Genomic DNA, 23,997 nt, shown 5'->3' on the forward strand with positions numbered 1-23,997 from the left:
TCAACCGAATCATGAAAAAGAAATTTTACTTAATCTGCTTATCGTTGGTTTTCCTGACCATGTTTTATTCCTGTGAAAAAGATTCCAGCGGTAATGGCAGTCTAAATATTACGGTGCATTATCATAACCAGCCCGTTGCAGGGGCTAAAGTATATCTAAAAATGGGGGGTTACATCAACCCAAACTTTACGGATAGCCAGTATGATGGCATCCTCACTGCGGACGGCAGTGGAGTTGTGACCTTCAGTAACCTGATGCCGGGAAGATATTACACAAGAGCCGTCGGGTATACAAACCAAACAACGGTACAGGGAGATAGCATTGCTACTGTGGTACGTCGTTATAGGGGAAATAACATAGCTAACTTTACAATTGATGTACAATAAGCAAAGTGCCTTTGAATATTAAAACAAAATGATTTTATAAACCGCTCCTATCAAAATGAAAAGAAATCATTCAAAAAGATAGCCATTTTAAAGGTTATGAAGTTTTTATATAGAAAAATTGAAGAGTATAAAATAGAGGAATTCTAAGCTTGACGATGTTGTTGTTTTAGCGCTCCTGATTAAGTGAGATGATCCCTAAGGAAGTACCTAATCAGGTGATGGCGTCGATAAACCGACGGCCTATAAACCAAATTTGCATTTAACGATATACTCCTGTTTATGGCTTACCCGTTGTTTTTTTCAGAACATGGATCATTCCCGCGGAATAGCCCGCAACTTGCAGATTATCAAGGTCTGTTTTTAAATTTGGCACCACAACTTCGATACTCTTTTGTTGAAAATATATTACATTGCTATCCTGATTGATTTTTAAGGAGGGGGCAGCATTATTATCCTCCAGTATCATTTTTAACAAGGGGTTGTTTTTGCTTAACTCCAAAACAGATTGACCAATAACTGACTTTTCGCCAAGGTTTAGGACGCTCTTAGCTTCATGATTAATAAACAGGATTTCCTGTTTTTCATTGATTCCCCATACCGGGTTCTGTATTTCCTCAATCAGTATTTTTATCCGGCATTCGGCTGCTATTATTTTAGTAAGATCAGCATTTGCCTGGTCGCCAAGATTCAGAGCCATGATATTAAATGCCTTGGCTAATTGGGTAAACTCTTCGCTTGCATTAAATTTAAGCCGGGTATCATAATTTCTTTTACTAACCTGATCAAGACCATCTGCCAGTTCGCGAAGCGGGTTCAGTATAACCCCGGGGAAATTAACTATTAAAATAAAAAGGATAAAAAAGGTAATAAATACCATGGCCCCAAGATATAAGGTCGCCTTGTTTACTGTTGAATGGGTGTACGCATTTTTAAGCTCAATTGCATGCATGTTTAGCTCCTCGATCTTTTTCAACTGCTGGCGCGCGTTTCGTTCTGCTTGTTGCTTTTGATTTAAACCTGATGAGGGTCCGATGAGTAAAATGAAGGCATCTCTTAAGCTGGCGGTTGCTGTTTTTTCACCAGGTTCTGTAATATTATTTTCCTGTTTTTGAAGTGCCTGATCAAATGCACTTGACGCGATGGACGGTAGTGGTAAATCATTTTCATCTAAAACCGAGCGCATCTCCCGGGTAAATGTTAATGTTTTATAATTGTTTTTTAGGGTAACATTTGAAGTTTCGGAAATAACTTCAATATAGTAAACAGAAGCAGCACCAAAAACCAACACAACGACAAACAAAAGGCCGAATCCCAAAAGAAGCTTTTTTTTGATTTTCATGACGGTACAATGAGTTGAATAAAACTGTATTATTATTTAGTTATGAGGCGGATTGTATCGTAAAGATAATTAAATATCACCGTTGTTTTTCTTTACGAACTTATAGGCAGGTTATATTTGAATCACCAATCTTTACATGATGGTTCATCAATTGATATAACACAACTATCATATTGATAAATCTTATCACAAAACGAGATGGCTGTGAAATTTCCTAAATCTGTTTATAAATAGAATTAATGGTTTATTGAACGCAGGAAGGTGTTATGTTCAATTTTACACTATGGGGCAAGCTATTAGCTGATGTATTAATTCAAAATCAAATGTAATTTATTATAATCAAACAAACACATGTTTATCGCTATTTTAGGAGTAATATTACTCGTTGTCGGAATTGTTGCCAAACGCTCACCTGAACCTGTCGGTCGCCTGAGTGGAACCATTAGTACTGTTGGAATTGCCGTTGTCGTTATTGGGCTACTGTTGTCCATGTTTAAAGTTATTGAGCCAGGTAAGGTAGGGGTACAAACCCTGTTTGGAAAAGTACAGGATCATGTGCTTGAAAGTGGTTTGCACATTATAAATCCTATAGTTGATGTCACTACCTTCGATATTCAGACCCAAACTTATACGATGAGTGCGGTTAGCAACGAAGGCCAGAAGGAGGGTGACGACGCGATCAGGGTGTTGTCTTCTGATGGCTTGGAAGATCGCAGGTGAGCATGATATTCTGATCATCAGGGATTCGCTGCTGCAAACGGTTCCGCTTTTCAAAACGTCTGCAGGCAATTCAGTACTTGGAAATGAAAACCTAAAAGGCGATGAAGCCTGGATGACCCTGACCAATCCGGAAGCTATGCGATTTCTGATCTTTCATGAAGAAATGCATTACCGCAGGATTGCCATGCTGATGGATATTGTGCAAAAATGAAAGCCTGACACCGGAGGTTCGGTCTAAACCGGGCGTTGTCAGATTGAAAAAATGACCGATCTGTTCATCTGCACTAAAAAGGCCGTCTCGATCCTGGTGTGACCCCAAAAAGTTAGACAGGTTACAAAATTAAGTTTTTTGGGCGAGAGCTCGGTATTCCACCGGGCTCTTTCCATTTAACCTGTTTTTTATTCTCTTATTATTGTAGTAATGAATGTACTCGTTTAACGAAGCGATAAATTCATCCGCAGTTTCGAAGTTCTGTCTGTACAGTAATTCTGTCTTCAAGACGCCAAAAAAACTTTCGGCCAAGGCATTATCTAAGCAATTTCCTTTTCTGGACATGCTTTGAATAATTCCATTTTTTTCCAAGGCCTTTCGATATCCGTAATGTTGATATTGCCACCCCTGGTCAGAATGAAATATAAGTCCTTTTGTATCTTTCACTTTATCAAAAGCCTCATATAACATTTCGTTTATCATCTGCATATTGGGACTTTTGGAAATACTATAAGAAATCACTTCCCCATTGAACATATCAATTATAGGAGACAAGTAAATCTTCTGATCTTTAATGTTCACCTGAGTAACATCCGTAGCCCATTTCTGATTAGGCAAACTTGCCTCAAAATCCCTTTCAAGCAGATTAGGGGCAATTTTACCCACCTCACCCTTGTATGAGCGATAACTTACTTTCCTGACATTGCATTTTAGGCCTAATGTTCTCATCAATTTTTGAACAGTCTTGTGATTGATACTATAACCCCGGTTCTTCATTTCGGCGGTGACCCGCCGATAGCCATATCTGCCTTTATGCAAGTAGTATATACTTGCGATCTCTGCTTTTTCATGCTTGTATTTTTCATCGTTCAGGCGCTTGCGATGATAATAAAATACCGAGCGGGCCATCTGTTTGCAATCCAACAGAATTGCAACATCATGTTCCGGTCTTAGTTCTTCGATGGCTTTTGCCCACTCTTGCGTTCGCGGGCCTCTCTTTCCTTGACTAAGACCTTGACTTTTTTTAATAACGCATTCTCTGCCCGCAAGCGGTCATTCTCCGCCTGGAGCTTCTCCAATTCTGTTTCAGGTTCAAGCTTCTTTGATCTTCCCATGCATTTAGGTGGCCGCCCAGGATTCTTTTGCTGGTGTAGTACTGCATATCCCTCAACCCGTACTAATCTTACCCAGCGCTCTAAAGCAGTCTTGCTTAATCCATATTCCAGAACAACCTGATTTAAAGTTACTTTTTTTTCTAAGACAAGCCTTACAACTTCTTCTTTGAAATCAGGCGTGGGCTTGACGTTAGGTTGCTTGAGCAGGCCACTTTCACCATAAAGATCATATTTCCGAACCCATTCCAATATCATGCCTTCACGGATATGGCGTTCGCGGGATATCCGAAGAATTGGCTTTCCTTTTCTTACTTCAGAAACTACATCAAGTTTCTCTTCAAATGTGTGCTTTGACATAAATAGTAAACCCCAAAAGTTTTGTCCAACTTTTGGTGGAAAAAACATTTTAGTTGACCCCACCTCGCCAATTTTGTTTGCATTTCTAACTGCTTGATTACAAAAATAGAAAGTGGTCAAAGACAAATCGGCCGACAGGGGGCAATATACTGTGGTTTATCCACCTGATCGCGGTTCCTGTCTCTGAGCAGATCTGGGCTGAGCGAATAAGAAAGGCACAAAAACAGGCAAAAAGTCGTGGCCGGGCACTTTCTGAAGAGTATAAAGAACGTTGCCGGTTCAGCGTATTCATTACCAATGTGGATGCTACCGTTCTTAAATCAACAGATGTAATTGAGCTTTACCGACTCAGGTGGCAAATTGAGATCATCTTTAAAAGCTGGAAATCGCTGTTAAATCTGCACCGGGTAAAACCTGTAAAAAAAGAGCGGTTTGAGTGCTTGCTCATTGCCAGGTTCATTTGGATATTGATCCACTGGAAAATATTCCGATGCCTGGATGTATTTGTTAAGAAAAGAAATAGAGAATATGCCTGTTCTCATTGGAAGTTTTTTAAACAAGCCAGGTTATCGGCATACGCGTTAAGAATGGTGATAAACCATAGCATAACATTTGAATCCTGGCTTGAGTTATTTATCTTTCCGATTATAAAAAGCCTGCTTATTGAGCCTAAGAAAGGCAAAAAAGCAAGCTTTTGTATTGTTAATGATATCTTTAACCCATTAAGTTAACGGCTATGGCCGGCGGCCGCTAAACGCTGGGCTGTTTAGTTTATGATTTGTTTTAACAGCATGAAGGCTTCGGCATAACTTTTTCCTATAGCACTTCCTCTGTAAGTTGCAAGTGCTTTTATGGCTATCAAAGATCGCGGCCCGGGCGGAGGCATTACCTCGCTTTTATAAAGCTCCATTATCTGCAGTTTCTGCTCAACGAAATCAGATATATTAATGTAAACATTAGGTATAAAGCTATGGTCAGAAACAGGGGCAAACTCCGTTTCTGAAATAGTTTCATATAGTAATACTTTGGTTATAAATGGGAAGTTAAAGTTTTTAGTACAACTAAATGCGGCTTTAAAAATTATTTGATGATCTGTATGGATATCGCTTCCATTTGGCAAAAAAACAACAGATGGCTTTATCTCATTTACTATGGCTGTTATTTTTTTTACAAGCGGGCTCACATCTGCTGGAGTTAATTCCGCCGCTGTATAACCTAATTCAAACCGTTTTATAAAACCATACTTTGACGAAACACTTTCTATTTCATTATTTCTTATGGCGATGTTTTCATTGGTTTTCCCCCCTCTGTAAAATTCGGTGCATATTAACCAGTAAACTTTATATCCCTGGTGTATGTATTTCAAAGCGGTACCGCCGCAACCCAGGGTTTCGTCATCCGGATGTGGGGCAACAATTAATATGCTGTGGTTATCATCCATATATTATTAATTTTGTTTTTGCATGTACACCTGATCATGTAATTGAGATTCGGCTATTGCTTTTTTGTATTCCTCTTTACTTCCTATATCTTGCCAATATCCTTCAAATGGATAAACAGCCATTGGCTGATTTTTTCTCAACAAATCATAAATCAATTGATCCATTCCATACGTTTTACAGTTGGGTATAAAATCAACTATACGCTTGCCTGTGGCATAAATACCGGCATTTATTTGTATCCATTCGGGCTTTTCGTCTATTTTAAGAAGCTGCCCTGAGGCATTTGTTTGCAATACCCCGTAAGGTATTGGATATTTCTTTTTATAAGCAGCAATGGTAAACAGGTTTCGGTTTTGTACATGATAATCAAAAAAGTCTTTAAAATTAAGGTCGGCCAGAATATCGCAATTGATCACAATTAAATTGTCGGGAAGATCTTTTAAAATTTTTAAAGGCCCGGCTGTTCCCAACGGGAAATCCTCAACTGAATAGGTTATCCGCAAATTCCATTTGCTGCCGTTGCCGAAATAGTCAATGATGCTTTGGGCGAAATGATAAACCGAAAAAGTAATATCTGAAAAATCGTAATATTTAAGCTGTCTTACAATTATTTCAAGTACCGGGTAATCGCCGACCTGCAACAAACCCTTTGGAATGTTCCTGGTAAAAGGCAATAAGCGGCTGCCTTTACCTCCACAAATAATTATTGCCCGTTTATACATTGTAAAGCCCGCTTTTATATTTGATAATATTGGCCGGCTCAAGCAACCATTTGATTGTTTTAGCAAGCCCCTCATTAAAATTATATTGAGGGCTAAAGCCTGTATGTTTTTTTATTTTACTGTTATCGCACAACAAATGCAGTACTTCTGCATCGGCTGGCCTTATCCTTGATAAATCTGAAACCAGCTCAACCCGGGCATCCATTTGTTTGCAAATAAGTCTAAACACGTCACCTATTTTATGATCAATACCCGAGCCTATATTAAGTGTTTGACCAAATAAATTACTATTTTCTGCAATCAGGGTAAGGCCCTCGCAGGTATCGGTAACATAATTAAGATCACGGCGCGGACTTACATTGCCTATTTCGATTTTCTTTTTACCCTCGGCTATCTGAATTATTATTGCCGGAATAATAGCCCTTGCCGATTGCCGCGGTCCGTATGTATTAAAAGGACGTGCTATTGTAGCTTTTAAAGCGTATGATCTGAAAAAGCTATAAACAATTGCTTCTGCACTTATTTTTGATGCACTGTAGGGAGATTGGGCCTGCAGCGGGTGATTTTCGTCAATAGGCAGGTATTGCGCTGTGCCGTACACTTCACTGCTTGATACATAAATAAGTTTTGCATCAGAAGCCAATGCAGCCTGACAAATGTTAAAGGTGCCGGTGATATTATTGTCAATAAATCCTCTTGGGTTACTAATTGAATATGGAACAGATATAAGAGAAGCTAAATGAAAAACAATGTCTATTTCCTGGGTGAGTTTAATGCATGCTTCTGCGTCCCTGATGTCGCCGGCTATAACTTCAATATTGGAATGATTTTCCAGCTGTTCAAGCCAACCCCAGCTATTAAATGAGTTATAAAGTACTAAAGCACGAATTTGTGCGCCTTTTTTTTGCAGGTTTTCCACCAAATGAGAGCCGATGAACCCTTCGGCACCGGTAATTAGAACCCTTTTTCCCGTCCAGAATTCTTTCATATGTAGTTTGATAAGTTTATATTCAGGTTTAACAATATAGCAAAAGCAGCTTAATCTTTAATTAATTAAAGTTAAAAAATTTCCACGGGGGAAATTATATTGACTGCGTTTTCTTGCCAGTGTAAAAACTGTAAGTATCCTGCAGGCCTTGGTGTAGTGTTATGCTTTTTTCCCAACCTAATGCAGTTAACCTCGATACATCGGTAAGTTTTTGTGTGGTACCATCAGGCATGTTGTGATCCCAAATAATGTCACCGGTATATCCAACTACTTCCTTTACAATCAGGGCTGTCTCAAAAATGCTATTATCGGCACCTGTACCTATATTAATTTGGGTATTTCTAATTTCCTCTTTTACCAATCCTTCAGAATATTGTGATGGCGAAATTTTATGCAAATCTTCAAAATCAATATTCTTCATGATATAAATGCAGGCATCTGCAAGATCATTTGAATGAAGTATTTCACGTCTTGGCTTCCCTGTGCCCCACAATAAGATATTAACTTTCTTCCCCCCGGCAGTTTTGGTAATGCCATAACTTTTTAGCAGTTCAACAATCTGTACGTCAGATGCAGTGCCATTGAGGCCGTTTACCGGATTTTTGTTGAGATCAATACGAATAGCTGCCAGATCATCTTCCATCAACGACTTGCCTAAGTGCATTTTACGTATAAAAGCTGGCAAAAAATGTGAATTGTTCAGATCATAATTATCATTGGGACCGTATAAATTAGTTGGCATTACAGATATAAAATTGGTGCCATATTGTAAATTGTAGCTTTCACACATTTTTATGCCTGCTATTTTTGCTACCCCGTATGGTTCGCTCAAGTATTCTAACGCTCCTGTCATTAAGCACATCTCTTTCATAGGTTGCGGGGCTTCAAACGGGTAAATACAGGTACTGCCCAAAAAAATCAGCTTTTTTACCTTGTTTAAATAGCTATTATGGATAACGTTATTTTGAATTTGCAAATTTTCGTATATAAACTGTGCCCGGTACGTATGGTTGGCCATAATGCCCCCAACTTTTGCCGCCGCCAAAAAGACATATAAAGGACTTTCCCGAGCAAAAAAATCCTTCACCTCAGCAGGCTCCAAAAGGTTTATCTTAACAAACCTGCAAACTTGTGCCCCCGCTTCCGTTTTCTCAAAGTCCCTATCTGGCTTACTAAGGTGATAGCTTGCTACAACATTGGTAAATCCATTTTTTAAAAGACCTCTTATTATGGCCGAGCCGGCCAGCCCTGTGCCACCCGCCACAAATATTTTATCGTTTGTATTCATAGGTTTCGATTTATGTTAAATAAAAGTATTGTTGTTATTAAGCTATAAGCTTCGTCAACAAAATCGCTAATAGATCTAACGCTTAAATAGTTATGCGCGATTGCTCGGTTAATCTGGTGTTTAAATGGGCCTACCGGTGTTTTGCCGGGAACAAACACAATGGTATTAAATTCATTAAAATATTCACAACGAAGAAGGTAACTGTTGTTAGTAATTATTTTTGTTTGTAACGCGATGCTTTCAAAGCATCGCATGGTAATACCGGTTTGGCCGTCGTTGGCGTAGTCAATAACAAACTCCGCCGAACTTAAGGCATTTATATAATCGTTGTGCGCCAATGGCTTTATATTAATATGATGCCAGTACTTTAAGTACAACCCCGGGTTTTTAAGAAAATTAAGCACTCCAAAAAATACATTGTTTTCGTGCAATTGCAAGTAAAAAGATTCTGGCTTTATTGCCTGCAAAACACTGTGGATATATTTTAACCTACCGTAATAATTTTTGCCGATTGCAGTCACCTTGTACGTAACCTGCTCTTTTTTTTCGCTTTTAGGGGTTGCTGAGAACAGCTCAAGAATAGGAAGTTGGTATTGTTGAGCGTAGGCGTAGTCAAATGTGTAATACTTATCTACCTGTTTAAACCAAGTTAATGGAGAACTATTAAATTTAAACGTATCCCAGTTGTAGCCGATTACATAAGGAATTGACTCTTTTATTTTTTTTATCAGTTTTAAACTGATTCCCCTGCCGCGAATAATTACCGCAATATCGTATGTGTTGCTATTAAGAAATTTCGTAACGATATGATTATAGGTACTTCGATAAACAGTAGGAAATTGTATTTTACCGAGAAATTTTCCTAAAAGATTTGTTGGGTATACGTCATTAGCAATAGTAACCCGGTAACCTTTTGAAATAAATGTTTCCGTTAAGAATTTTTCAAAGTGGTGAAATTCCCGGTGAATAATAAGTAAGCAATGCTTTTTTGGAGGCGATGTAATCACTTATATTGGTTTATTGTTTTAAAATTTAGGTGTTCTTGGAGCTTTTATTCTAAGCCGTCGAGTCGAATATAATAAATATTATTGAAAACAATAGTTGATTTTTATTAACTACTGTTTATAGTGTCGTCAGATATTGCTAATTAATCATTGTTTATTTTAGCAATAAGTATACGATGCTCAAAATGCCTAAAATTTATTATATGCCGCATTTGCATATACCTGTTAATTCTGCTTACGAATGATACAAGGTCGGCTACCCGGATCTGACACCTGAACTGACCAATTTTTAGATGATCTGAAACGTTTATCCACCCTGTTTAATAATTAAGCAGTTCCAGGCCAGGGTAATTAAGAATGGCCACGTTAACCTCGGCCCGGACAAGCATTATTACAGCGTCCCTTATCGCTATATCGGCAAGCGGGTCAAACTGTTATACTCCCGCACTACCGTAGAGATCTACTCCAATTATGAGCGTATCGCCTTGCACAAGCGCAATAAAAACCCTTATGGCTATACCACAGACAAAGAGCACATGGCCAGCACCCACCGCTTTAAAAGTGACTGGACACCAGATATGTTCCTGGATTGGGCAGCCTCCATTCACGAGGATGTAAGGCTGTATATCCTCCAAATACTGGAGCGTAAACAACACCCTGAACAGGCTTACAAGTCCTGCCTGGGGGTACTTGGCTTTGCTAAAAAAGCAGGGAATGAACGATTAACAGTGGCCTGTCAGCGGGCATTGAGTTATGGCGTCTATAACTATAAAACGATACAAACCATACTCGAAAACAAGATGGATAACTATGAGGAAAGCTTATTTGCCAATGAGTTGCCAATGCCAGATCACGGTAATATCCGGGGAGAAGACTATTACAAATAACCATTTAAAACAACAATAACATGAATACAAGCACCTTAGACAAACTGCGGAAGATGAAGTTCTTCGGCATGTTCCATGCCTTTAAAAGCAGCATAGAAACCGGTAAAACGAATGATTATACAGCGGACGAACTGTTGGCCCACCTGGTAGAAGCCGAATGGGATGACCGGCAAAACAGGCGTATCGAACGCACGATCCTTTATGCCAAGTTCCGCTATAAAGCGGCTATAGAAGACGTTCATTATCATGCCGACCGAAGCATCGACCGCAACCAGATCATGCGCCTGGCGGACTGTACGTTTATTGACCGCTTCGAGAACCTGCTGATCACTGGCAGCACAGGTATCGGTAAAAGCTACGTGGCTTCTGCTATAGGCCACCAGGCCTGCATATTGGGTTACCGGGTATTATATACCAGTACGCCCAAACTGTTCGCTAAACTGAAGATGGCAAAGGCAGATGGCTCTTATATCAAGGAGATCGCCAAACTCGAACGGCAGCAACTACTGATACTGGATGACTTCGGTATACAGCCTTTTGATGCACAAAGCAGAGCTGCCCTGATGGAGATCATTGAGGACCGGCATGGAAAGACATCGCTGATCATCACCTCACAATTGCCGGTCAGTAAATGGTTTGAAGTAATTGGTGAAAAAACGATTGCTGATGCGATCCTGGACAGGATCGTTCATGATGCACACCGTATCGAACTGAAGGGAGAATCTATGAGAAGAAAACGTAGTGTTGAACCGGAAAACAGCCACTAATGGAATTACCTTTTAAATAACTATTTTTGTACATGCTTTTATAGCATTTGCTGCAACTCAAAAGTCAGCTAACCCGGTGGTCAATTTGGCCCGGAACAGGGTGGTCAACATCTCCATAACATACAGGATGGAAATGGAAAAGGAATTATTGTTGTTGATGAGACAAAAGCAAATGTCGTTAAACAGATTTTCGCTGATTATCTGGATGGGAAGCCAGCTTTTGTCATCCATAAAGAAGTACGAGCGCTCGGCTTTAGTATTAGTGGTAACAGCGCCATTGTACGCGTGTTAGGTAATTGTGTTTATGCCGGGCTTATCAGAGTACCTGCTTATCAGAATTCACCCGAACGGTATATTAAGGGGATACATAGAGGAATTATCAGTGAGGAAGATTTTTGGCTGGCTCAAGAGATGCTTGGAAATAAACGTCCCTCAAAGACTCAGGCAAATAGTGAAGTCCCGCTACGAGGAGTATTGAAATGCCCTTGCGGATTAAGTATGACAAGTGGTTGGAGTAAAGGGAAGAAAAAATACTATTTATATTACCGTTGTACAAAGCATCATGGTATAAATATCCCTGCAATAAAGTTACACGAGGAGTGGAATGAAATTTTGCGACTGTTAAGTTTTAGTCCGGAGCAAGTAAATAGGGTGATTGGGAATAGTAAAGCAAATCTACAAGCTACGTTAAAAGGAATAGTCGAAAAAGTTGGCGACCGTCAAAAAGAGCTAACGGATATTGAAACTAAAATTGAAAGGTTGGAGGAAAAGATGATGAATGATGAGATCGAACCTAGTACTTACAAAAAATGGTTCAATAGATATGCTGGGGAAAAGGCATTCATTGTAAGTGAAATAAAGAAATTAAAAGAAGATAACAAGGATAAGTGGCAAAAAATGATGGATTTATTACCAACACTTCTTGACATTCCTGGGATTTTCGAAAAAGCGGATATAAACGATCAACATTCATTAATTAGGGAGGTGTTCAAACATCCTCTCATGTATAAAGATGGTATGTGTCGAACACCGACAATATAACGGATCAAGCAGAAAAATTGTGGGGGAATAAAAAAAGTGTTTGCTTTGTGGATATAAAACACAACAGGCATCCACTTGTCATCAGCATACGAAACCCTCGTCCGTTTAATCCTACCAGAAGGCCTTTTAAACTATTTTGAACTTACAGATGTTCATTCCTCGGAGAAGGGTCAATTGAATATCTATCTTGAAGAAAAGAACCTGGTGCCATCGGGTTATGATAAATCACAATTAGAGTCGAAAGGCTTCTTGCCGGAGACGGCAATTCAGGATTTTCCTATTCGTGGCCATAAAGTAGCCTTGTGTATAAAAAGACGCAGATGGGAAGTAAAGGCGAGCGGGGAGATCATCACAAGAGATTGGGATTTGGTAAGAAAAGGGGCGCGAATGACAACGGAATTCGGCATTTTTTTAAAAGGAATATTTAGATAATCACCCGATCAGCAGCCATTTATTAGGCCGGTTATACCAGGTAGACGGCAAGCAGCTCGGGCAGCAATACAAAGACCACCTAAGTGATTTCCACAGCTGGGATCAAAAAGAGCATGCAGAGGACTGGATGCTGTTTGCAGATAACATAGGCCCTTATCTGAGTATAGATGAAACCGCGTTAAGCAACGGGGAGCTCTATACCATCGTGACTAACAAACAGGCCAAAGGGAACAAAAAAGCTATAGTGGCGATGATCAAAGGCACACAGTCTGAACAGATCATAGCTGCGCTGGAGAAAATACCCTTAAGGTCAAGGAATAAGGTAAAGGAAGTAACGATGGACATGGCGGCTAATATGATCAAAGCTATCCGCAGGTGTTTTAATTATGCTGTGCGTGTGGTAGATAGGTTCCATGTACAAAAGCTGGCTTATGATGCTGTACAGGAAGCAAGAATAAAGTATCGCTGGGAAGCTCTTGATGCGGAAAGTGAGCTGATTGAACAGGCCCGGAAAAACAAACAACCCTATCAGCCCGAAGTATTTAGTAATGGCGATACTTTAAAACAATTACTGGCCCGAAGCCGCTACTTATTGTTCAAACACCGGTCAAAATGGACACTATCTCAAAAAGAGCGGGCTGATCTGCTTTTTACCAGATATCCGGAATTACTTAAAGCTTATGATCTTGCCATCGGTTTAGGTAAGATATTTACAACCTGTAAAACCAAAGTGATAGCCTTTAAAAAACTGGCTATCTGGTATAATGATGTGGAAACGGCAAATATTGACGCTTTTAAAACTGTAGCCAGATCTGTTCATCAACATTATGAATCTATCTTAAACTTCTTCGACAACAGAAGTACAAACGCATCTGCAGAATCTTTCAATGCGAAGGTGAAAGCTTTCAGGGCAACTTTAAGAGGAGTCAGAGACACTTCCTTTTTTCTATTCAGACTCGCTAAAATCTATGCATGACTTTTATCCCCCCCCCCCAACTTTTCGGTCTGATCCTAGATAACTCAATGAATCACTCAACAGAATTTTGTGTTTATTTGCGAATTTTGAGTGGGCTTTAAAACAAAAAAGCCCCTAAATCATTGATTTAAGGGCTTTTGAAGCGATTTTACGCTGCTTTTGTACTCAGAGCGGGAATCGAACCCGCACTCCGTTTACGGGAACAGGATTTTAAGTCCTGCGTGTCTACCAGTTCCACCATCTGAGCAGGTGTCTAACCTTTTAAAAATAAAACCCTTCTTTTTATCAGGAAGGGCTTTGAGCGAAAGACGAGATTCGAACTCGCGACCCCGACCTTGGCAAGGTCGTGCTCTACCAACTGAGCTACTTTCGCATTGGTATTTTCCTCGCTTTGATCCGGCTTTCGTTAACCGGCTGCCTATCTCGTTTGCGGGAGTGCAAATATAGGCAGAAATGCATACTCTGCAAGGAAAAATTTAATTTTTTTGAAAATAGTTTATAACTCGCTGTTTTTCAAAATATCTGATATCAGCTCAGCTTCAAATCCGCGGCCCATGGCGTACTGCTGCAGCTTGTACCGGCGCTTCAGTTGGTTCTTCTCGTTTAGGGTAGCTTCTTTTTTTTGTAATAAGTGGGTCAAAGCAGTCAAATAATCGTCAGGGTCAATAGTAAGGAGAGCTTTTTTGATCAATACATCGGGCACTCGTTTAAGTTTAAGCCCTTGTTTAATTTTAATACGTCCCCACACTTTTTGGTTAAATTTACTTTTAGCATAGATCCGTGCAAAGCGTTCCTCGTTAAGGAAATTGCCCTCTATCAATTGGCTTATAATGCGTTCAACAGCATCAGGCCATAGTCCCCACTCGTAAAGTTTGTCGCGTACTTCCTGCTGGGCGCGCTCCTGGTAGGCACAAAAGTGTTCGGATTTTGCAAGGGCAACTTTCTCGTCAGTAATTTTAATTGATTTGGTCTGATCCATTTAAAAACCAAAATTCGTTAAAAATTATTCTATTTGTTTTAATATCTCCAAATTAGCAGCATGCCAACTAACTCGTACACCATAAGCGCTATAAAAAAGATCATCAAGGCAGATGGCAACATTGTTGAAGAATATACGATCAGTGCGCTTTTTACCGATAGCCGCAGGATCAACAACCCTGCCGAAGGCTTGTTTTTTGCCCTGAGCGGCAGACGCAATGGCCATGAGTTTGTTGCCGAAGCTTATGCAGGCGGTGTGCGCAATTTTGTGGTAGAACATGGCCCGGAGTTTAACCTGCCCGGCGCAAACTTTTTGATTGTGCCAGATCCGCTGGCTGCCCTGCAAATGCTGGCAGCCTATCACCGCAGCCGTTTTAAGCTGGAGGTAATTGGTATTACGGGCAGTAACGGCAAAACTATTGTTAAAGAATGGCTTTACCAGCTGCTTTCGGCCGATAAAAATATTGTACGTAACCCTAAAAGTTATAACTCGCAAATTGGGGTGCCGCTATCCGTATGGCAAATCAACGACCGGAACGAACTTGGGATTTTTGAAGCGGGCATCTCCACGGTAAACGAGATGAATAAGCTGGAAGCTATCATTAAGCCCGAAATAGGGGTACTCACCCACATAGGCCCTGCGCACGACGAGGGTTTTGAATCGCCCAGGCAAAAGCTCCTGGAAAAACTTGGGCTATTCAAAAACAGCAGGCTGTTGATCCATAATTACGATCAGCTAATCGGTTATGAAAAAGATATCGCGGCTAAAGAAACCTTTACCTGGAGTCGTAAGTTCCGTGAAGCTGATCTGTATGTTTTCAGCGAGACGGTGATCTCTAAAAATTATTATTTCCGTGCACGGTACCAAGGTAAAGAGATTGAGTGTCTTGTTCCTTTTACCGACCAGGCCTCGGTAGAAAATGCCATTACCTGTTGGGCTACTATGCTGGCTTTAGGCTACAGTGCTGTGGAGGCGGATAAGCGCATAGAGCGCCTCGCGCCGGTAAGTATGCGGTTGGAGTTAAAAAACGGCTTAAACAACTGTTCCGTTATTGATGATTCATACAATTCGGATCTGCAATCGCTGGAGATAGCGCTTAACTTTTTGTCGCAGCAAAATCAGCATCAAAAAAAGACGCTGATCCTATCAGATATTTATCAATCGGGCCTGCAGCAAGATGTGCTGTACAAACAGGTGGCCGAATTGATCCGGGCCAAAAAGATTGATAAATTTGTTGGCGTAGGGGAGGCGCTGCTCGGCCACCAGCAATATTTTGACATAGCCCAACAATATTTTTATGCCGATACAGCCACTCTGCTGCAACAGTTAAAAGTGCTCAATTTTAAAGATGAAACCATCCTGATCAAAGGTTCGCGCAGTTTTGAGTTTGAGCAGGTGAGCCGCGCGTTGGCCCAAAAAGCGCATGAAACCGTAATGGAGATCAACCTGAACTCCTTACTAAACAACCTTAACTTTTATAAATCAAAGCTTAAGCCGGGCGTAAAAGTGATGGCTATGGTAAAGGCTTTTAGCTATGGCAGCGGCACTTTTGAGGTTGCCAATATGCTGCAATATAATAAGGTTGATTATTTGGCGGTTGCCTATATTGATGAGGGGGTAGCTTTACGGCAGGCGGGGATTAACCTGCCCATCAAAGTGCTTAACCCCGAAGCTTCGGCATTTGATAAGCTCTCCGAATATAAGCTTGAGCCGGTAATTTACAGTTTTGGTTTATTAGATGATTTTGTGAGCTATGCTTCGGCACAAGGCATTGCCGGTTACCCGGTACACCTTAAAATTGACACCGGTATGCATCGCCTGGGTTTTGAAAATTACGAGATAGAAACCCTGTGCGATATGCTGGAGGTCAACCGTTACGTGCGGGTGCAATCGGTATTTTCGCACCTGGTAGCAAGCGAAAGTCCGGAACACGACGAGTTTACTAAAAAGCAGATAAGGCGCTTTGAAAAGGCTTTTAAAGAAATAGAGCGCACACTGGGTTATAAGGTGATCAAGCACATCTGCAATACAGCCGGCATTATCCGCTGGCCTTCGGCACACTATGATATGGTTAGATTGGGGATAGGATTGTACGGAATCGATTCGTCGGTACCAGGGTCTGATGCGGGTTTGCAGCCCATAGCCAGTTTAAAAACCAGCGTTGCCCAGGTTAAAAAGATTGGAAAAGGAGACACTATCAGCTACGGGCGAAGCGGGAGCCTTGTTAAAGACGGGAAAATAGCTACCGTTCGTATTGGCTATGCCGATGGTTACCTGCGTGCCTTTGGCAAAGGCGTGGGTAAAATGCTGGTGAAAGGCACACTTGTGCCTACCGTGGGCAACATCACTATGGATATGTGCATGCTGGATGTGAGCGGCCTTGATGTGCATGAAGGCGATGAGGTGATCATCTTTGATGAGCATCAGCGCATTGAAGAACTGGCAAAGCAGATAGGTACCATCCCTTATGAAATATTAACCAATATTTCGCAAAGGGTAAAAAGAGTGTACTTTTACGAGTAGAAATCAGGGGCTTAAAATGAACAGGTTAGCGCGGGCATTATTCAGGTATTTTGTAAAAGGGATGTTGGTGGTTGTACCGGTAGGCGCAGCTATTTTCCTGATGTACTGGGCGGTGGCCAGCATTGATAAGGCGCTTAATCTGAGTGATCTTTGGGTTGATAAGACCGGGAAGCACATGTATATCCCGGGTTTGGGGATCCTGAATGTGGTAGTGGTTATCATGATCATGGGGGTGCTGGTTACCAATGTAATCACCGAACCAATTAAAGCCTGGTTTAAGCGGTGGTTTGCACGTTTGCCCATCTTCGCGTTCCTGTATTCGTCGATAAAAGATTTGACAGAAGCCTTTGTCGGCGAAGAGAAAAAGTTCAACGAACCGGTACTGGTTGAGGTTAATGAGTTCGGTTTAAAAAAGATAGGTTTCCTGGTTCAGAAAGACCTGACAAAGATTGGCTTGCCCGGCGAGGTGGCTGTATACTTCCCGTATTCCTACTCGTTTGCAGGGCAGGTAATCATCATTGCTGCCGATAGGGTAAAACCGATGGATAAGAGTGCTGCCGATGTGATGAAGTTTGTGATATCTGGCGGCGTGAGCGGATTGGATTAGCTCTCTATAAATCTCCTCCGGTGTAGGGGCGATTTTCTTAAAGCCTTCCTTTCGGGTAGGGTTGGGGTGGGGCTTGCGTGTTTCTACGGCAACACTTCCACCTGTTTTGAATCTGTCACCCTGGCTTTCTTGAAGCTTCTTACTGCCCAAAAAACAGCTATTAGCATTAAAATCGCACCCAAAATATACGGAGCGCCCGGAAAATATGTTGAAGTATTACGATGGGTGAACAAATGAAACACCGAACTCATTAACAGGGGGCCGATGATTACTGCTAAACTACTGATACTGGTCAATGAGCCCTGCAATTCGCCCTGCTCTTTAGCTGATACTGTACTGGTAATCATACCCTGAAGTGAAGGGCCCGAAATACCGCCAAGGCAATAGGGTACCATAAAAACATACATCATCCAACCCTGGTTGGCAAAAGCAATTAGGGTTAAGCCGATGGTGTAAAATAGTAAGCCGGCTACGATATTTTTCTCCTGCCCGAATTTAGGAATGGTAAACCTGATGAGCCCTCCCTGTATGGCTACCAGTACAATGCCGATGAAGAACCCTAAAAAGCCAATGCTTTTCAGCGACCAGTCAAACTTTTCGGTTACGTAAAAGGATAACACATATTCGACAGCTTTTTGGGCGATATAAACCAACGAGAATGCTCCGATCAATCCGGTTAAGGATTTATAGCGCGACAGACTGCGTAATGAGCTAATGGGATTAGCCTTCTTCCATTCAAAACGCCTGCGGTTTTTGATATTTAATGATTCGGGTAATACAAAATAGCCATACGCCGCATTCAGGAGTGCCAGACCGGCCGCCAGCATAAAAGGGAACCGCACATTTAATGCACCCAAAAAGCTCCCGGTGCCTATACCAATAATAAATCCAAGCCCGGATGCTGCCCCAACCAAACCAAAATTTGCCGCCCGGTTTTTACCTGTACTGATATCGGCAATGTAAGCGGTTGCTGTGGTATTACTGGCGCCCGCAAAGCCCGCTATGGCGCGGCCGATAAATAACCAGGCCACAGTAGGAGCAAAGGCCATAAAAATATAATCTATCCCAAAGCCAATAAGCGAACCTAATAATACAGGCCGGCGCCCGTACCTGTCGCTCAGGTTACCCAATAGTGATGAAAACAGGAACTGCATGGAGGCGTACGTGAAAGTTAAATAGCCATTATATTGCGCAGCGGTGCTTACATCCATGTTGCCCAGTTTCTCGAGCAGCGAGGGCATTACCGGTATAATGATGCCTAAACCAAGTACATCAATAAAAAGCGTTACGAAAATAAATCCTAAGGCGGCGGTATGTTTTTTAGGTTTGGCGCTCATTAATAATGATAAAGGTTTAAGCAGGTCAAAAGTTTTATTTCAAGCTATATTACAGCTTTATCTTCAATCCATATTCATGTTTTAAGGTAAGCAATGCTTCGGCATTGCCTTTGGCATCATCAGCCGGGTGATGTGTGTGCGATGTTTGGCGCAGGTGTTTAAAGTTCTGAAACATATCTTTTACTATCCCTTTGTACAGGCTGCCCAGGTTTTGCGAGCTGAAACCAAAAGGATTGTCGCCTGTGAAATGATGAAAATACCAGCAGATGAACATCCAGTCAAATCCATTATTATCACTGATGAAATGTGGTTTATCATGGCAAACCCGTTTTAACCACGCTGCGAAATCATTCATGACCTTTGCCGGATCATCAAAATTTAAAGTTTCCTCGCGGGTATGTCCGGATACAGCCAGCGCTTCTGGAATGTAATTTTCAGAAATGGGCTTCAACTGCCCGTAAAAAGTTTCTTTGAGGCCGTCTTGTACCAGCACCGCCCCAAACGAGATCATAGAATAATCGCCCGGAATTGGACCGTCGCTTTCTATATCTACCATAATGTAAGCCATTGTATTAATTATTATAGTTTGTATTGGCTTTAAATAAGCATGTTAATTATCTATAATATACAAAAAATAAATGATCAATGCAATGTTGCTAAGGCACCCACGTCCTTTGCTGAGGTTTTCTTCACGTTTTTGAAATTACGGATAGCAAGCAACGCGCTTATCAACATCAGTATTGCACCTAAAATAAAGGGGGCTCCCGGAAAAAAGAAGGGCCTTTTATCGTTGGTGAAATAATAAAATAAAGTGGTCATTACCCAGGGGCCAAAAATGGCGCTCAGACTCATGAGGCTGGTTAGGCCACCCTGAAGTTCGCCCTGTTCATTGGCGGGTACCTGGTTGGTCATGATGCCCTGCAACGCGGGGCCTGCAATACCGCCAAGGGCATAAGGCACCATAAAGGCAAACATCATCCAACCCTGGGTTGCCACAGCAAACAGGATAAGGCCGATGCTATATAGCAGCAAGCCAACCCAAATGCAACGTTCCATGCCCAGTTTAGGTAAGATCAGGCGCATCAGGCCGCCCTGTACCAGCGCTATCATCAGGCCTATAAAGGCGAGAGAATAACCGACAGTATCCTCGCCCCATTTAAATTTTTCGAAAGTAAAATATGTCCAAACGTTTTGTACGGCCTGCCCGGCAAAATATACCAGGAACAGCGATAGGGCCAAACCCATAACCGACGGATATTTTTTAAGCTGCAGCAATGAGCCAAGCGGGTTTGCCCTTTTGATATCGAAGGGGCGGCGATGGGCCTCATCCAGCGATTCGGGCAGGATGAAGAAACCATAAAGGGCGTTCAAAAAGGCTAAACCTGCGGCAGCGAAAAAGGGATATTGAACATCCATTTTACCTAACACACCGCCAATTGCCGGACCAATGATAAAGCCGAGGCCAAAGGCAACGCCAATCATACCAAAGTTTTGGGCGCGCTTTTCGGGAGTACTCACATCGGCTATATAGGCCGATGCTGTGGTGAAGCTGGCGCCGGTAATGCCTGCAATTGCCCGGCCTAAAAATAGCCACCATATGGATGGTGCAAAGGCAAGGAACAAATAATCAATGCCAAAACCCAGTAAGGAACAAAGCAAAACCGGGCGGCGGCCATACTTATCACTCAGGTTGCCTATCATTGGCGAAAAAAGGAACTGCATTACCGAATAGGCCAGCGTTAAAAAGCCGGCATACAAAGAAGCTTCGCTCAACCCGGCGTGGATCAATTTTTCAATCAGTTTGGGCAGTACAGGTATGATGATCCCTAAGCCTACCACATCAATCAGTAAAGTAACGAATATAAAGCCTAAAGCTCCCTGGGGTTTATTCTTGGCGGACTTATCCATGGCGCAAAATAAATTATTAACGTTAATAATTGTTAAAATAATTGTATTTATAATAATTTGTATTTAACTTGAACTATATAATTAGTTAAACCTATGAAACCACACAAATCAATGCTACTGTTGCCGGCGCTGCTGGTTGTGCAAAGTGTTTTTGCACAAAGTAATCATCTTACATTATCTGATAGTTATCCATCGGCAACCGAAAAGGTTAAAATTACTTATGATCCGAAAGGTACGCCTGTTGCCGGTAAAAAGGATATCAGCGCAGAGGTATACTACATTGATGGGAAGGATAACCCGGCGGCCGACATCGAATTAAAACCTAATGGCTCTTTACTTTCCGGCGATTTCACTATTCCTGCCACAGCGAAAGCTTTTTTTGTAAAGATTTTTAGTAACGGTGATATTGATAATAATAACGACAAAGGGTACATATACTTAGTTTATAAAGATAAAAAACCTGTTCAGGGTGCTTATGAAGCAAAAGCTTACATATTGGCCAGTGGGGTTGGCAGTAATTTTGCCAAAATAAAGATAGACTCCGAAGAAGGCCTGACTTTATATAAAAAAGAATATGATGCCTACCCGCAGGCCGAAAAACCATATCAGTTTAATTACTACTATATATTGGCCAAGAAAAAAGATCCGGCTACTTCTGCCTTGTTAGAAGCCAAAGTTAAAGCGCTTGAAAAAAGCGCGGTAGAAAAAGATCTGATCCTGGCCGCTAACATACTGAACTGGCGTAACAAAAAAAACTCTGCCGATTCATTGGGAGAGATTATCAAAGCTAAGTATCCTAACGGCGAATCAGTAAAAAACGAGGCGGAATTTGCCATGATGCGCGAGAAGGATGTGCACAAAAAAGATTCGCTTTATAAAGCATATATAGCCAAATTCCCCGCTATGGCTACTGATAAAGGTTCTCGAATAGATTATATACGAGGGCAACTGGCTACCGGCTTTTTGACTGATGGTAATACAGCTGCTTTTAATGCTTATGCAGCACAAGTCCAAAATAAATCAAGCATTGCAAACAGCTATAACAACATAGCTTATGGCTGGGCTCAACAAGATGAGCGACTTGATGAGGCTGAAAAACTATCAAAACAATCATTGGACATCGTTATTGAAAAAATGAAGCATCCTGAGGCTTCGCCGTTTATGTCGGTAAAGAGCATGCAAAAGCAAAACAAGGATGTATATAACATGTATGCTGATAGTTACGCATTCATTTTATATAAAGAGAAAAAATATAATGAGGCCCTTAAATATCAAAAAGAGGTTTATACAGACAACAAGGATAACGACCCTATCACCACCGAGCATTACGTACTTATTTTAAATGCCCTTGGCAAATATGCCGAATCAAAAGATGTAATTGAAGGCGCGTTTAAGGCAGCTAAAGTTTCCCCTGCTTTAACAGAAGAGTTAAAAAAGGCCTATGTAGGCTTAAAAGGCAATGAAGCAGGTTACGATCAATACCTGGCCGGTTTAACAGCTATTGCAAAAGACAAAAAAAGGGAGGAGGTGGCTAAGCAAATGATCAACGAGCCTGCTGCCAAATTTGCCCTTAAAGATTTCGCGGGAAAAACCGTTTCGCTGGCCGACTTAAAAGGCAAGATTGTTATAGTTGATTTTTGGGCTACCTGGTGCGGCCCTTGTAAAGCATCTTTTCCGGGGATGCAAATGGCTGTAAATAAATATAAAGATGATGAGGATGTGAAATTCCTGTTTATTGATACCTGGGAAAACGGCGATAATTATATTGATGGCGTAAAAAAATTCATTACCGATAATAATTACACTTTTAACGTGCTGGTAGATGAAAAAGGCAGCGATGGCAGGCAATCAAAAGTGGTTTCACAATTTGGAGTAACCGGTATTCCAACCAAGTTCATCATCGATAAAAACGGCAATACCCGCTTTAAGGTTGTGGGATTTGGTGGTTCGGCAGAAGGGTTGGTAGAAGAAGTGAGCACAATGATTGACATGGCAAAAGCGCCGGTTGCCGCGGAAGTTGCTGCTACGCCAAAACAAAACATGAAATAGCTGATTGCAAACCTAAAACTATATCAAACAAAAATGCCGCCCTGTTGGAGCGGCATTTTTTATTGTATTGCCTGTTAAAAGTTTGGCTTAAGTACGTATTTGTTATAGAAACGGGTGATGTGCTCAACAGCTTCTTCCGCGGTATCAACCACGCGATAAAGGTTCAGGTCGTCGGGATTGATATTGTGCTGATCGTTCAGCATTTTTTCTTCAACCCATTTAAACAGGCCTTTCCAGTACTCAACCCCAACAAAAATGATTGGGAAACGGGCAATTTTACCGGTTTGGATAAGGGTAATGGCCTCAAACGATTCATCCATAGTGCCAAAGCCGCCGGGCAAAATGATAAAACCCTGCGAGTACTTCATGAACATAACCTTGCGGATAAAGAAGTAATCAAACTCCATGATCTTATCCCTGTCGATATATTTATTGTGGAACTGCTCAAATGGGAGTTCGATGTTTAAACCTACCGATTTACCGCCGTTTTCATAGGCGCCCTTGTTGGCAGCTTCCATTATACCGGGCCCGCCGCCTGATATTACACCGTAACCATGCTCGGTAAGCAGTCGGGCGGTTTCTACGGCCAGTTGGTAGTATTTGTTGTCGGTATGCGTACGTGCCGACCCGAAGATGGATACGCACGGGCCAATTTTGGCCAGTTTTTCAAAGCCGTCAACAAATTCGGCCATTATTTTAAAGATCTGCCAGGAGTCGGTAACCTTAATTTCCTGCCAGTTTTTGTTCTCGAAAGCTTGTCTTATTTTATCTTCTCCGGTCATATTCTTTTTTTAGTCCGGAAGTTGGGGAGTCCAAAAGTCCGGAAGTGTTTTTTTAGTCCGGAAGTCGGAACGTCCGAAAGTCCGGAAGTTTTTATTCTATATTAATTAATGCAAAGTACAAAGAAAATTGATTCCGG

The 23,997-nt window shown here is 41.4% G+C and carries 25 protein-coding genes and 2 tRNA genes; 12 read left to right on the forward strand and 15 right to left on the reverse strand.

Going from position 1 to position 23,997, the window contains the following annotated elements; genetic code table 11:
- Nucleotides 1-11: 11 nt before the first annotated feature.
- Nucleotides 12-386: a hypothetical protein gene (locus tag J3L18_RS03115; RefSeq protein WP_129568913.1), complete on the forward strand. Its 375-nt coding sequence runs from the start codon at nt 12-14 to the stop codon at nt 384-386.
- Nucleotides 387-663: 277 nt separating this feature from the next.
- On the opposite strand, the gene J3L18_RS03120 is transcribed toward J3L18_RS03115, so the two are convergent.
- Complete coding sequence (locus J3L18_RS03120; protein WP_129568912.1) at nt 664-1,725, reverse strand: HAMP domain-containing protein; 1,062 nt, start codon at nt 1,723-1,725, stop codon at nt 664-666.
- Between the two features lie 489 nt (nt 1,726-2,214).
- On the opposite strand from J3L18_RS03120, the gene J3L18_RS03125 reads away from it, so the two are divergent.
- Together J3L18_RS03125 and J3L18_RS03130 are read left to right on the forward strand one after the other, a co-directional pair.
- Entirely contained in the window at nt 2,215-2,445 is a 231-nt protein-coding gene (locus J3L18_RS03125; protein ID WP_223266140.1) for an SPFH domain-containing protein, read from the forward strand.
- On the forward strand, nt 2,423-2,656 hold the full coding sequence (locus tag J3L18_RS03130; RefSeq protein ID WP_129568910.1) for a hypothetical protein: 234 nt from the start codon (nt 2,423-2,425) through the stop codon (nt 2,654-2,656). Before J3L18_RS03125 ends, J3L18_RS03130 begins: the two co-directional genes overlap by 23 nt.
- Nucleotides 2,657-2,785: 129 nt before the next feature.
- Here J3L18_RS03130 and J3L18_RS03135 read toward each other — a convergent pair whose 3' ends face one another.
- Nucleotides 2,786-3,685, reverse strand: coding sequence for an IS3 family transposase (locus tag J3L18_RS03135; protein ID WP_129568909.1), 900 nt, complete (start codon nt 3,683-3,685; stop codon nt 2,786-2,788).
- On the reverse strand, nt 3,607-4,248 hold the full coding sequence (locus J3L18_RS03140; protein WP_208102511.1) for a transposase: 642 nt from the start codon (nt 4,246-4,248) through the stop codon (nt 3,607-3,609). The genes J3L18_RS03135 and J3L18_RS03140 overlap by 79 nt, the downstream gene beginning before the upstream one ends.
- Nucleotides 4,249-4,334: 86 nt before the next feature.
- On the opposite strand from J3L18_RS03140, the gene J3L18_RS03145 reads away from it, so the two are divergent.
- The gene (locus J3L18_RS03145) at nt 4,335-4,859 is read left to right on the forward strand and encodes a transposase (protein WP_243771487.1); all 525 of its coding nucleotides are present in this window, start codon (nt 4,335-4,337) and stop codon (nt 4,857-4,859) included.
- 35 nt (nt 4,860-4,894) lie between these two features.
- Here the strand turns inward: J3L18_RS03145 and J3L18_RS03150 are convergent, their stop codons facing one another.
- The 5 genes from J3L18_RS03150 to J3L18_RS03170 form a co-directional block, all read right to left on the reverse strand.
- Entirely contained in the window at nt 4,895-5,569 is a 675-nt protein-coding gene (locus J3L18_RS03150) for a PIG-L deacetylase family protein (RefSeq protein WP_129568907.1), read from the reverse strand.
- 6 nt (nt 5,570-5,575) lie between these two features.
- Nucleotides 5,576-6,292 (reverse strand): sugar phosphate nucleotidyltransferase, encoded by a 717-nt coding sequence (locus J3L18_RS03155; protein ID WP_189549156.1) that lies wholly within the window; start codon nt 6,290-6,292, stop codon nt 5,576-5,578.
- Nucleotides 6,285-7,280: an SDR family NAD(P)-dependent oxidoreductase gene (locus J3L18_RS03160; protein WP_129568905.1), complete on the reverse strand. Its 996-nt coding sequence runs from the start codon at nt 7,278-7,280 to the stop codon at nt 6,285-6,287. The genes J3L18_RS03155 and J3L18_RS03160 overlap by 8 nt, the downstream gene beginning before the upstream one ends.
- Before the next feature lie 94 nt (nt 7,281-7,374).
- The gene (locus J3L18_RS03165; protein ID WP_129568904.1) at nt 7,375-8,568 is read right to left on the reverse strand and encodes a GDP-L-fucose synthase family protein; all 1,194 of its coding nucleotides are present in this window, start codon (nt 8,566-8,568) and stop codon (nt 7,375-7,377) included.
- Nucleotides 8,565-9,575, reverse strand: a complete 1,011-nt coding sequence (locus J3L18_RS03170; protein ID WP_129568903.1) for a WaaS/CpsH family glycosyltransferase — start codon at nt 9,573-9,575, stop codon at nt 8,565-8,567. Before J3L18_RS03170 ends, J3L18_RS03165 begins: the two co-directional genes overlap by 4 nt.
- Before the next feature lie 323 nt (nt 9,576-9,898).
- Here J3L18_RS03170 and J3L18_RS03175 point away from each other — a divergent pair, with 323 nt between their 5' ends.
- The 5 genes from J3L18_RS03175 to J3L18_RS03195 all read left to right on the forward strand — a co-directional run bounded on the left by J3L18_RS03175 (nt 9,899) and on the right by J3L18_RS03195 (nt 13,675).
- A complete protein-coding gene (locus J3L18_RS03175; RefSeq protein WP_375339184.1) occupies nt 9,899-10,459 on the forward strand; it encodes a Mu transposase domain-containing protein in 561 nt (186 codons plus the stop codon).
- Nucleotides 10,460-10,479: 20 nt separating this feature from the next.
- Nucleotides 10,480-11,226: an IS21-like element helper ATPase IstB gene (gene istB / locus J3L18_RS03180; RefSeq protein WP_129571990.1), complete on the forward strand. Its 747-nt coding sequence runs from the start codon at nt 10,480-10,482 to the stop codon at nt 11,224-11,226.
- A 201-nt stretch (nt 11,227-11,427) separates the two neighbouring features.
- Nucleotides 11,428-12,267, forward strand: a complete 840-nt coding sequence (locus tag J3L18_RS03185; RefSeq protein ID WP_243771486.1) for a recombinase zinc beta ribbon domain-containing protein — start codon at nt 11,428-11,430, stop codon at nt 12,265-12,267.
- Nucleotides 12,268-12,342: 75 nt separating this feature from the next.
- Nucleotides 12,343-12,699, forward strand: a complete 357-nt coding sequence (locus tag J3L18_RS03190) for an ISAon1 family transposase N-terminal region protein (RefSeq protein WP_129571947.1) — start codon at nt 12,343-12,345, stop codon at nt 12,697-12,699.
- A 7-nt stretch (nt 12,700-12,706) separates the two neighbouring features.
- Complete coding sequence (locus J3L18_RS03195) at nt 12,707-13,675, forward strand: ISAon1 family transposase (protein WP_129571946.1); 969 nt, start codon at nt 12,707-12,709, stop codon at nt 13,673-13,675.
- Nucleotides 13,676-13,837: 162 nt separating this feature from the next.
- Here the strand turns inward: J3L18_RS03195 and J3L18_RS03200 are convergent.
- From J3L18_RS03200 to J3L18_RS03210, 3 genes are all read right to left on the reverse strand, one after another.
- Nucleotides 13,838-13,922 (reverse strand) — tRNA-Leu (locus J3L18_RS03200).
- A gap of 53 nt (nt 13,923-13,975) precedes the next feature.
- A tRNA-Gly gene (locus tag J3L18_RS03205) sits at nt 13,976-14,048 on the reverse strand.
- 123 nt (nt 14,049-14,171) lie between these two features.
- The gene (locus tag J3L18_RS03210) at nt 14,172-14,654 is read right to left on the reverse strand and encodes a regulatory protein RecX (protein WP_129571255.1); all 483 of its coding nucleotides are present in this window, start codon (nt 14,652-14,654) and stop codon (nt 14,172-14,174) included.
- 60 nt (nt 14,655-14,714) lie between these two features.
- Between J3L18_RS03210 and J3L18_RS03215 the strand changes: the two genes are divergently transcribed.
- Complete coding sequence (locus tag J3L18_RS03215; protein WP_129571254.1) at nt 14,715-17,177, forward strand: bifunctional UDP-N-acetylmuramoyl-tripeptide:D-alanyl-D-alanine ligase/alanine racemase; 2,463 nt, start codon at nt 14,715-14,717, stop codon at nt 17,175-17,177.
- Between the two features lie 16 nt (nt 17,178-17,193).
- Nucleotides 17,194-17,784: a DUF502 domain-containing protein gene (locus J3L18_RS03220; protein WP_091174469.1), complete on the forward strand. Its 591-nt coding sequence runs from the start codon at nt 17,194-17,196 to the stop codon at nt 17,782-17,784.
- Between the two features lie 83 nt (nt 17,785-17,867).
- Here the strand turns inward: J3L18_RS03220 and J3L18_RS03225 are convergent, their stop codons facing one another.
- The 3 genes from J3L18_RS03225 to J3L18_RS03235 all read right to left on the reverse strand — a co-directional run bounded on the left by J3L18_RS03225 (nt 17,868) and on the right by J3L18_RS03235 (nt 21,029).
- On the reverse strand, nt 17,868-19,121 hold the full coding sequence (locus J3L18_RS03225) for a TCR/Tet family MFS transporter (RefSeq protein ID WP_129571253.1): 1,254 nt from the start codon (nt 19,119-19,121) through the stop codon (nt 17,868-17,870).
- Between the two features lie 49 nt (nt 19,122-19,170).
- Complete coding sequence (locus tag J3L18_RS03230) at nt 19,171-19,689, reverse strand: 3'-5' exonuclease family protein (RefSeq protein ID WP_129571252.1); 519 nt, start codon at nt 19,687-19,689, stop codon at nt 19,171-19,173.
- 74 nt (nt 19,690-19,763) lie between these two features.
- Entirely contained in the window at nt 19,764-21,029 is a 1,266-nt protein-coding gene (locus J3L18_RS03235) for a TCR/Tet family MFS transporter (RefSeq protein ID WP_129571251.1), read from the reverse strand.
- Nucleotides 21,030-21,122: 93 nt separating this feature from the next.
- Between J3L18_RS03235 and J3L18_RS03240 the strand changes: the two genes are divergently transcribed.
- The gene (locus J3L18_RS03240; protein WP_129571250.1) at nt 21,123-23,078 is read left to right on the forward strand and encodes a TlpA family protein disulfide reductase; all 1,956 of its coding nucleotides are present in this window, start codon (nt 21,123-21,125) and stop codon (nt 23,076-23,078) included.
- A gap of 74 nt (nt 23,079-23,152) precedes the next feature.
- Here the strand turns inward: J3L18_RS03240 and J3L18_RS03245 are convergent, their stop codons facing one another.
- Nucleotides 23,153-23,860: an LOG family protein gene (locus J3L18_RS03245; RefSeq protein WP_090533093.1), complete on the reverse strand. Its 708-nt coding sequence runs from the start codon at nt 23,858-23,860 to the stop codon at nt 23,153-23,155.
- Nucleotides 23,861-23,997: the final 137 nt, after the last annotated feature.

The sequence above is a fragment of the Mucilaginibacter gossypii genome, assembly GCF_017569325.2.
Taxonomy (GTDB): Bacteria; Bacteroidota; Bacteroidia; order Sphingobacteriales; family Sphingobacteriaceae; genus Mucilaginibacter; species Mucilaginibacter gossypii.